At 31.9% G+C, this 10,740-nt stretch carries 5 protein-coding genes; 2 read left to right on the top strand and 3 right to left on the bottom strand.

Features of this window, described 5'->3' with window-relative positions:
* On the bottom strand, positions 1-4,676 hold a 4,676-nt coding region (locus tag LQ615_RS10905), incomplete at its 3' end, for an Ig-like domain-containing protein (protein ID WP_239713581.1).
* Positions 4,677-5,124: 448 nt separating this feature from the next.
* Here LQ615_RS10905 and LQ615_RS10900 point away from each other — a divergent pair.
* Positions 5,125-5,526, top strand: coding sequence for a ribonuclease HI family protein (locus tag LQ615_RS10900; protein WP_064205410.1), 402 nt, complete (start codon positions 5,125-5,127; stop codon positions 5,524-5,526).
* Positions 5,527-6,131: 605 nt separating this feature from the next.
* Here the strand turns inward: LQ615_RS10900 and LQ615_RS10895 are convergent.
* Both LQ615_RS10895 and LQ615_RS10890 read right to left on the bottom strand, forming a co-directional pair.
* Positions 6,132-7,016, bottom strand: a complete 885-nt coding sequence (locus LQ615_RS10895) for a 5'-3' exonuclease (RefSeq protein ID WP_135031033.1) — start codon at positions 7,014-7,016, stop codon at positions 6,132-6,134.
* An 11-nt stretch (positions 7,017-7,027) separates the two neighbouring features.
* Positions 7,028-10,456, bottom strand: a complete 3,429-nt coding sequence (locus LQ615_RS10890) for a dynamin family protein (protein WP_239703841.1) — start codon at positions 10,454-10,456, stop codon at positions 7,028-7,030.
* Between the two features lie 117 nt (positions 10,457-10,573).
* Between LQ615_RS10890 and LQ615_RS10885 the strand changes: the two genes are divergently transcribed.
* Complete coding sequence (locus LQ615_RS10885; protein ID WP_167751224.1) at positions 10,574-10,729, top strand: hypothetical protein; 156 nt, start codon at positions 10,574-10,576, stop codon at positions 10,727-10,729.
* The last annotated feature ends 11 nt before the right edge of the window (positions 10,730-10,740 follow it).

The raw sequence follows: 10,740 nt of genomic DNA, 5'->3' as shown, positions 1-10,740 counted from the left end.
GTTACGTCAGATTGACCATTAACGTCTTTGTCAGTTGGTATTGTACTGTTTGAATCAGATTCCTCTTTATTCGAGATACCATCTTTATCAGCATCTTCACCGCCATCTGAAATTCCATTACCGTTAGAGTCTGAATTCGTTGGATCCGTGCTTGTAACCTCTTCATCTTTATTATTTACACCGTCGCCATTATTAGTTTGTTCATTTCCACCAGTATTTGGTAGATCAGAACCATTGTTATTACCTGGTTTCTCATCTACACCATTGTTGCTTGGATTTTGCGATGGTGTTGTTGCGTCATGTTGATTATTACCATCCTTGTCAGCATCTTTACCGCCATCTGAAATTCCACTACTGTTAGAGTCTGAGTTCGTTGGATCCGTGCTTGTAACCTCTTCATCTTTATTATTTACACCGTCGCCATTATTAGTTTGTTCATTTCCACCAGTATTTGGTTGATCAGAACCATTGTTATTACCTGGTTTCTCATCTACACCATTGTTGCTTGGATTTTGCGATGGTGTTGTTGCGTCAGGTTGTACGTCACCATCATTATTAGTTGGTGTTGAGGCGCTTGGATTAGATTCATCTTTATTATTTTTGTCATCACCGTTTATATCTGAATCTTGGTTATCCGTTGTATCATCAGTATCTTTTGGATTTGTTACCATAATTGAATCAGAAGCTTCAGAAGTATTAGGGTTCTCAGCTTTATCTGTCGCTTTCGCTGTCACATTACCTTCTGGTAAAGGTTTTGTTGGTGTAATAGTAGCAACGCCATCACCATCTGTTTCGCCTTCTCCAATTTTGTTTCCATCTATATCGAATAATTCTACTTTTGAACCTGGTTCAGATTGAACTGTAATTGGTTCAGTCGTACCGCCTTTACCAGTAAGGTCTGTTTGAATTACAGGTTTAGCTGGTGGTGTTGTATCTGTAACTTTCATTGAATCAGAAGGTTCAGACGTATTTGGTGTTTCTGCTTTATCTGTCGCTTTCGCTGTGATGTTGCCTTCTGGTAAAGGTTTTGTAGGTGTAATTACTGCATTACCTTGATTGTCCGTAATAGCTTCACCAATCTTATTACCATCTTTATCGAATAACTCTACTTTACTTCCAGGCTCAGCTTGAACTGTAATTGGATCAGTTGTACCGCCTTTACCTGTTAAGTCTGTTTGAATAACAGGTTTAGCTGGTGGAGTTGTATCTGTAACTTTTATCGGTTCAGAAGCATCAGATGTATTAGGTGTCTCAGCTTTATCCGTAGCTTTAGCTGTGATGTTACCTTCTGGTAAAGGTCGTGTCGGTGTAATTACCGCATTACCTTGATCGTCAGCAGTACCTTCACCTAGTTTGTTTCCATCTTTATCGAATAATTCTACTTTTGAACCTGGTTCTGCTTGTACTGTAATTGAATCAGTAGTACCACCTTTGCCAGTTAGATTTGTTTGGATTAATGGTTTAGCTGGTGGAGTTGTATCTGTAGCTTTTATTGGTTCAGAAGCATCAGATGTATTAGGTGTTTCTGCTTTATCTGTGGCCTTCGCTGTGATGTTACCTTCTGATAAAGGTTTAGTTGGTGTAATTACCGCATTACCTTGATCGTCAGCAGTACCTTCACCTATTTTGTTTCCATCTTTATCGAATAATTCTACTTTGCTTCCTGGTTCAGCTTGAACCGTAATTGGTTCAGTAGTACCACCTTTGCCAGTTAGATTTGTTTGGATTACAGGTTTAGATGGAGCTGTTGTATCAGTAACTTTTATCGGCTCAGAAGCTTCAGACGTATTAGGTGTCTCTGCTTTGTCTGTCGCTTTCGCTGTTACATTACCTTCTGGTAAAGGTTTTGTCGGTGTAATCATAGCGACACCATTATTATCTGTTTCGCTTTCTCCAATTTTGTTCCCATCTTTATCGAATAGTTCTACTTTTGAACCTGGTTCAGATTGAACTGTAATTGGTTCAGTCGTACCACCTTTACCTGTTAAATCTGTTTGGATTACAGGTTTAGCTGGTGGAGTTGTATCTGTAACTTTTATCGGTTCAGAAGCATCAGATGTATTAGGTGTATCAGCTTTATCCGTAGCTTTAGCTGTGATGTTACCTTCTGGTAAAGGTCGTGTCGGTGTAATTACCGCATTACCTTGATCGTCAGCAGTACCTTCACCTAGTTTGTTTCCATCTTTATCGAATAATTCTACTTTTGAACCTGGTTCTGCTTGTACTGTAATTGGGTCAGTAGTACCACCTTTGCCAGTTAGATTTGTTTGGATTAATGGTTTAGCTGGTGGAGTTGTATCTGTAGCTTTTATTGGTTCAGAAGCATCAGATGTATTAGGTGTTTCTGCTTTATCTGTAGCCTTCGCTGTTACATTACCTTCTGGTAAAGGTTTAGTTGGTGTAATCATAGCGACACCATTATTATCTGTTTCGCCTTCTCCAATCTTATTACCATCTTTATCGAATAATTCTACTTTTGAACCTGGTTCTGCTTGAACCGTAATTGGTTCAATTTTACCGCCTTTTCCTGTTAAATCAGTTTGAATTACAGGTTTAGCTGGTGGAGTTGTATCTGTAACTTTTATCGGTTCAGAAGCTTCAGACGTATTAGGATTTTCAGCTTTGTCTGTCGCTTTCGCTGTTATGTTGCCTTCTGGTAAAGGTTTTGTAGGTGTAATAGTAGCTATACCGTTACTATCTGTTTCACTTTCACCAATCTTGTTACCATCTTTATCGAATAATTCTACTTTGCTTCCTGGTTCAGATTGAACTGTAATTGGTTCAGTCGTACCGCCTTTTCCTGTTAAGTCTGTTTGGATTACAGGTTTCGCAGGAGCAGTTGTATCCGTAATATTTAGTTGGAATACTTTTGTAACTGTATTACCACTTGTATCTGTGTAAGTAACGGTCACATTGTTTCTACCTTCAACAATTGGTGTACCTGTAATTTGGTTAGTTTGATTATTATAGTTTAAACCTGTTGGTAATCCAGTTACGCTTGTAGGTTTGATTTCTCCACTATTATCTGTCGCATTTGGAATCGTAATAGGATCAATAGCTTTATCTTTTTCAATTGATTGATTCTCAATTGTCGGACCTACTGGAGCTACTGTGTCATTGACTACTAACACAACGGGCACATCGTCATGAGTACCATCTGGGTAACTAACACGTACAGTTGTGTTTTTATTTCCTATAGTGCTAGTGTCTACTGGTGATGTGTAAACATATTTTGTACCATTTGGTAATCCGTATGTGTTAATAGATTGTTCGGCATTAGGAATTTCATTTAGTTCAACTGTTTGCTCTTTGCCTTTAGGATTAAATTTATCTGCGTCTGATACATTAGCGCGGTTTTCTATAAAATTAACATGGTTAGCTCTATTTGCTCTTGCTATATTTTCAGTCGCAACCCCTATTGCAACATAGAATTTACCGTTATTCCTTCTTAGAATATCTTTAGAAACTGTTGCCGTCATCTTAGCTATATAAGAATTACGTCTATAGTTAAGTTCCTCATGTATATAGTAGAAGTTATCTTCATCTGTTATTTTAGTTAAATTTTTATAATAATCTCTATCAACAGGAATCATCGCTTGATATACCATAGAATTAAGCTTGCTACCACCAGTAACTAGAGCTTTATTTTTCCAATTATTAAAAGTTCCGCTACCAGTTACTCTTTGTATAGAACCTGGTGTGAGTTTTACAAATGATGGTGCATAAACATAAAAACGTCCTCGTGCTTTATTAGATTCAGCTTTATTGAAATGGATAACATAATGAAACTCAACGTTATCTCCATTTTCTTTTACGTAACTATGTGCTATATGAGCATAGTCTGATACCTCTTGATCATTTGCTTTTTTGCCAAAAGCTTTACCAGTTATAACAAAATTGTCAGAGCTAGTGTCATTATTTACATTTTCTCTAGGTGCTGAATCATCAGCACTTCTTAACTCTCTTCTTGTTCTAATACTTCTTTCTTCTCTTGGTTGTTTTACTGCAACAGCAGTTTTATTAGGCGTTTCAGTTTTGTCTAGTTTTTGTTCAGATTCAGTAGTTTTCTTCTCAGTTTGTGAATGTTCTTTAATTTCTGGTGATACTACTTCTTTTTGAACTTGTTCATTTTCTTTTGCTACTGTTTTAACTTCTGATTTTACAGCGTCATTATGATTTTTATTTTCTTTAACTTCTGGTGTTACTGTTGCTGGTTGAGAAGTTTCGTCAACTTTAGGTATCTCCATTTCTTCAACCGTATCTTGTTTGAAAGGAGCTTCTTGTTTACTGTCTATTACATTCTTAACTTCTAATTTATTGATTGATTCTTCAGGTTTCGAAGACTCTGCTATAGAGCCAACTTTCTCTTGTTCTACTTGTTGCTTACCTATTTCTTCAAATTTAGATTGTTCTGTTGATTCATCAGTTGCTGACTGATTTGTAGAAGTTGCTTCAGTCGTGTTAACTGCTTCTTCAACTTCCTTTTCAGCTTTTGTTACTTCATTTTCTTTCTCTTTTTCTGTTACTTCAAGTTTAGTCGCATCTACAGTATTTTCAGATGCAAAAGCATGGTGTGTTGGAGAGCTTAGGAATATGAGAGTCCCGACCAATATCGAGCACGCTCCAACAGTATACTTTCTAATACTAAACTTCTGTAATCGCCGTTGCTTATCCATCAGTAAACTCCTTTATATTTTTATTTTTGGAGAGCAACTTAACTCATAAGGCGATTCATTTTTACTATTCAGTTTTGATATTAATCACAAGATGTACATTTTATTTAATTGAATCATTAATATGAGTCAAGTGCACAATCATTTTATGCAAATTCAATTATTTAATCATAGAATAAAAAAATATTTCAAGTTCCGTCCAATAAGAAATGGAACTAATTGTAATTTGCACCAAATTAGTATACCACCTTATTTTTGTATGTAAATACTATTTTTATAAAAATCTATGTTTTATTTATTTAAATTCACAAAAATGTAAAAAACTTTTGTTTTGAAAATGTAATTTTATTTTTGTTGAAGACTAATTATAAATCTTTGTTTTGTTTGAAGTATGGCCGGTGTTCGTGTAAGTTTAAAATATTGAACATTTAAATTGAAAGAGTTGAATATCATGCCACAAATATATTTTGATGCTGCTACTAAAGGTAATCCTGGAGAAAGTACTTGTGCTTCTGTCATCATTATTGATAATGAAAGATATCACTTTACGGAGTACATCGGTTCATTAGATAACCATAGTGCTGAATGGGTAGCTTTTATAAAGTCTTTAGAGAAAGCTCATGAATTAGATGTAAAGACAGCATTAGTGTATACAGATTCTAAGTTGATCGAAGATAGTTTAAATAAGAGATTTACTAAAAACGCTTTGTTTAAACCGTATTTTGAAGCTTTTAAAAAATTAGAAACAAAATTTGATTTAGTATTCGTAAAATGGATTCCACGTGCTAAGAATAAGGAAGCGAACCAACTTGCTCAAACTGCTTTAAGAAAGCATTTGAAAAAATCTAAATAAATTAAAAAACGAGTCTGGGAGATAAGTAAATGTCTCAGACTCGTTTTTTTACATTGATCGTATTAGTTGTTATTAAGGTAATTTCTAAATCATAATTTACTTTGGATTTACGGCTTAGTTAATCCAATAAAATGTGGTTTAGTTGGATTTTCTACCTCATTAATCCAATAAAACGTGACCTAGTTGGATTTTCTACCTTATTAATCCAATAAAATGTGGTTTAGTTGGATTTTCTACCTTATTAATCCAATAAAATGTGGTTTAGTTGGATTTTCTACCTTATTAATCCAATAAAAAGCATCTAGTTGGATTATCGCCTTAGTTAATCCAATAAAACGTGGTCTACTTGGATTTTCTACCTCATTAATCCAATAAAATGTGGTTTAGTTGGATTATTGCCTTAGTTAATCCAATAAAACGTGGTCTACTTGGATTTTCTACCTCATTAATCCAACATCAACGCTTGCTTCTTAATTAATCCCACCCCGGTAAGGATGACTAGGATTGGAAAAAGCTTGATATAAGCGCATTTTCAATCCAGTCAGCTACTGCCATTATAATAAAAGAGGCTGAGACATGTATTTATGTCCCAGCCTCGTCTGTCATTATGAAAAGTTACTCATCAAGTATTTACTTGAAACGAATAATTCATGTTCATTACAAATAGTAATTGAATTTTCTATATGGTGATTGTATTCCATTTTTGCCAATAATTCTTCTGTTTCAAGTGGTACATTTGTATGAATTGCTGCTAAACGTTTAGACATTTCTAAGTCAGCTTGATAAGTTGTAATTTTATTTTGTTGGCCTGGTGTTAATGTTTCTAGATTAGCCATAACATTTTCTACGGATTGATGTTCTTGTATTAATTTAATAGCAGTTTTCTCGCCTATTCCTTTAACACCTGGATAACCATCTGCTGTATCACCCATAAATGCTTTTACATCTACTAATTGCGATGGCTCTAAACCGTATTCTTCTCTAAATCTGTTTAAATCATATTTATTATATAGGTTAAAACCTTTTTTAGTTAACCATACATGTACATCAGTATCTATACATTGTAATAAATCTCTGTCACCGCTCACGATATAAGTTTCATGTCCCTTTGCTTGTGCTTTTTTACTAATAGTACCAATTACATCATCTGCTTCGTAATTAGTAATACCTAAGTTACAGAAACCTAATTTTGAAGCTATATCTTTAGCTTTATCAAATTGAGGTACCATTTCTTCTGGTGGTGCAACACGATTTGATTTGTATGCTTCAAACATATCATTTCTAAATGTTTTTGAACCCATATCCCAACATATTGCCACATGGGTAGGTTTTATGTCGTTAACAGCTGTAAATGCGTGTCTTACAAATCCTTGAATTGCATTTGTTGGTGTACCAGCTGAATCTCTCATAAATTGTTTGTGTACACTCGTCGCATAAAAGTGTCTAAATAATAAAGCCATTCCATCTATTAATAAAATTCTATTTCCCATTTATTTCGCCTCTATATTTCTTTTAAGATTTTTTCAATTCTTTCTATTAAATCATTATTAATATTAATAGATAAGTAAGAATCGATAAGTTTATTTGTTTCTATATTGTATTCTTCAATGTATTGTTCTGCTTGTTCATCATAACTGTTTAAATTTTGTTTAATTTCATCATCAAAAGTTACTATTGGAGAATCAATTAATTCCATTGTATCATTTAGAATCCCTTTTTGAATCTCTTTAGCTTTAGATGTTTTTAATAGATCTTTTTTAGATATTGTTCGAACAGTTTTATCAGTTAAATCATTTAAATGGATACTGATTGCATGAACTGAAACTTTATTTTCAAAGTCGTGCTTGAATTTAGAAATTAAAATTGATGCTTCATTTAATTCTACTATTGTAGGTGTTAATAATTCATCAAAAGTTTTATTATAAAAATTCTTCAGTCTTTCAGTAATTAATGAACTTTCCAAACTTAACTTTTGGTTAATATCATCTATATATTGTTTCGTGCTCGTTTGTAATGAAGTTTTGAAATCATTTGTAACGGTTGAAGTATTAAAATGTTTTTTCACGATATCATTTAACTGAATCATGAGTCTATCTTTTAAATAATATAGTTGGTCATCTATTTCTTTATCTAATTGATGATGTGACTTCACGACAATTTGATTGTTAAAGTTTGTTTGATTTTTATATTTAAGTAAAGTATCTTTTCTTTTTTCGAATTGATCTTTATCTTGTCTATACGTAGTAACCATTTGTTCTAGTTCATTTTCTAATTGATTAATTCTAGATTCTACTTGTGACTGTAGAACTTGTTTACTTTCAACTTTTACAAAATGATCAAGCGCGTTCATAAATTTTGTGAAGTATTCGTCATATTCTTTAATAGCATTTTTACTTGAGACTGGGTAACACTCAGGTTTAATATTTAATGCATCTAAAGATGATTCTACATATGAAATAACAGCTTCTTTATCTTCTTCGGATTCAGCTAAGTCAATCGCGTTTATTACGAATTTTAAACCTTGAGATTGCTGCAAATTATTCATGTCGCGCATATATGATAGAAATTCTCCATCTTTATCTGTAAATGCATGATTATAGTAGCTGACATAAATGATAAGGTCACTAGATGCAATGATTTGTTCAGTTTCTCTTGTATGACGTTGGTTGTTTGAGTTCAAACCTGGAGAGTCTATTATAACTTTATCTTTTAACCAATCCTCTTCTAATCTTAAATGAATCTTATGAACAAATGCAGCGTGTGTATCATTAGCTGTTAATTTTTCAAGTTCTTCTAGTTCAAATTGTACAGGTTTATTATTATTTAAGGCTTCTACGTATTCATAAAAGTTTGTTTCTATCGCCTCAAAAAATGCTAAGTGATTACTTGATAAGGATGGATGACTTTTAATATTCTTGTCTTTAATAAATGATTCTATCGATTCATATGATTGATTAGCGAATTCCGTAATATGATTTATTTCTTCTAATAACTGATCATATGTCTTAAACAATACTTCTTGTGTATTACCATAGCTAATTTCTGTAATACTAGCTGTAGTTGGATTTGGTGAACTTAATAGTATCGGCCGTTTTAAGATAGCATTGATTAAACTACTTTTACCAGCACTAAATGTACCGAAAACAGCAATTTTTGTTATGTTTTCATCCATTCGCTCTATTTGATTTTTAATGTTTGTTACTTCACTTTGATATATCGGTAAATCAGATAAAGTTTGAACTTTTTCTTTCAATAATGCCATGTTACTTTCTTTGTGTTCAATTATGTTCTCAGATGTCTTTTTAACTTTTGCTTCGTTGTTGTTAATGTTTAAGTCTTCTATTTTTACATATGTACGATCAATCAATTTATCTATAGATTCATCTAAGTGTATATAATAATGCTGGAAATTATTTGTTACGAGCGAAGTTAATAATTCGTTATATTCTATATATTCTTCATATAAGCTTAGTTGATCCGTATTTTCATTTGATTTTACTTTTACTTCACTATTTTGAACGATTTCTTCTATTATACTATTCGTTTCATTTCGAATTTGTCTTGTGATGATATCCGTAATACCTTTTGTATATATTAAGACATAGTCATTAGTAATGTTCGGTTGTTCTTGTACATGTTCAGCTAAAGCTTCTTTAGAAATTGTATATTTTTGATTAATTATTTTTTCAAACAGATTTGAGTCATTAATATATTTATTTAAATTTTCTAATGACTTAATCCATACTTTAGTTATTTCATCATGAATTTTTAAATCTAATTGTTCTTTAACTAAATCTAATTTTTCATTTTGTATGGCTTCTTTTTTCTTTTCTTTATTAAATAAGCCTTTAACCTTATATTCCTTCGCTGTTGTTTCTAAATATTTTCTAATTGTTTCTCTCATTTCATAAGGCATTAAATAAGCATTATCTAATATTTCTTTTCTCGTGTCTTTTAAGTTTTGTCTGAATTCATCTTTATTTTGTATAAGTGAATGCTCATTTTGTACGTTGTACTTTTCTTTGTAAGCTTTGTAATCTTCATCAAAAGTTTCTTCAGTAGAATCGATTTCAGATAGAATGTCTTCCATATTATTCTTAATATATTCTAGTTGATCGTTTTTAATATAATTTGTCACGCGTTCAATAAAATGTTGATGTTCTGTTCTATTTTTATCTAATTCGTGAATAAAATGATTAAACTTTTCTTTCTCGTTATATTTTGTTTCAAATTTAGAAACATAAAATACTTCTTCTACGTTTAAATTCCAATCTTTTAGTGCTTTATTCACACGATTTTTATAAATTTCAAATGAAATTTCTTCATCATCATGTTTGTCAATTTGATTTACGACTAGAATGACTGGTATATCAAGTTTGTTTAATGACTTTATAAAGTTAAAATTCATGTCTGATTGAACATGATTATAATCGACAGTATAAAATACGTAATTTGATGTTAATAAATATTGAAAAGCACTTTCTCTATGATTATCACTCATTGAGTCTACGCCCGGTGTATCTTGGAAAGTAAATCCTTTATTAAATTTATCAGACGTAAATTCAATTTCTATCGACTCTACTTCCCTATCCTCAGTATTTAACTTCTTTACGTCTTCTTGTTCTTGTACGACTGTATATTGATTATCATTTAAATTTACCGAAATGCTATTTTGATTAGATGCTATTAATTGTGCAGTGTTACTTGTCGTCGGTACTGGTGAACTCGGTAAAATATTCTGTCCAATGACATTGTTTATTAATGTTGATTTACCTGCAGAAAAGTGGCCGACAAAACTTACAGTATATTGTTTGTTATAAACTTTTTTTATCATTTCATTAATTTGCTTAATCAATGAAATGTTCGAAGATTTTTCGATTTCTTTTTTCAATTTATATAATAAGTCTAATGATTCTTGATTGCTTTTCATTATTAATCCCCTTTAAATAAGCGCAAATAATTTTGATAATGTGATTTAAATCACATATTTTTCTCAATCTCTACTCTATTATAAGTAATGAAGAGAATATAAGAAAGGATGAATCATATGACAAGGCAAAATAATCAAACGATTAAAGAAGCTGAACACCATTCACATGACGATTTAGACTTAAGTGGAACATTGTATTCAGTTTTTACAATAGGAGGTATTTTTGCAGTATTATGGGTAATTTGTTTCATTTTATATCTTGTAAGAATTTAAGGGGGGATTTA

The organism is Mammaliicoccus sp. C-M13 (assembly GCF_022386845.1).
GTDB classification, from domain to species: Bacteria; Bacillota; Bacilli; order Staphylococcales; family Staphylococcaceae; genus Mammaliicoccus; species Mammaliicoccus lentus.
The sequence above is the reverse complement of the archived record's forward strand: the minus strand, read 5'-3'. Positions and strand labels throughout refer to the sequence as shown.

What these genes read in the sequence shown, in the direction of transcription:
- LQ615_RS10895 (WP_135031033.1), bottom strand. Translation starts at nt 7,016, where the DNA reads ATGGGAAATAGAATTTTATTAATAGATGGAATGGCTTTATTATTTAGA.
- LQ615_RS10885 (WP_167751224.1), top strand. Translation starts at nt 10,574, where the DNA reads ATGACAAGGCAAAATAATCAAACGATTAAAGAAGCTGAACACCATTCA.
- LQ615_RS10900 (WP_064205410.1), top strand. Translation starts at nt 5,125, where the DNA reads ATGCCACAAATATATTTTGATGCTGCTACTAAAGGTAATCCTGGAGAA.
- LQ615_RS10890 (WP_239703841.1), bottom strand. Translation starts at nt 10,456, where the DNA reads ATGAAAAGCAATCAAGAATCATTAGACTTATTATATAAATTGAAAAAA.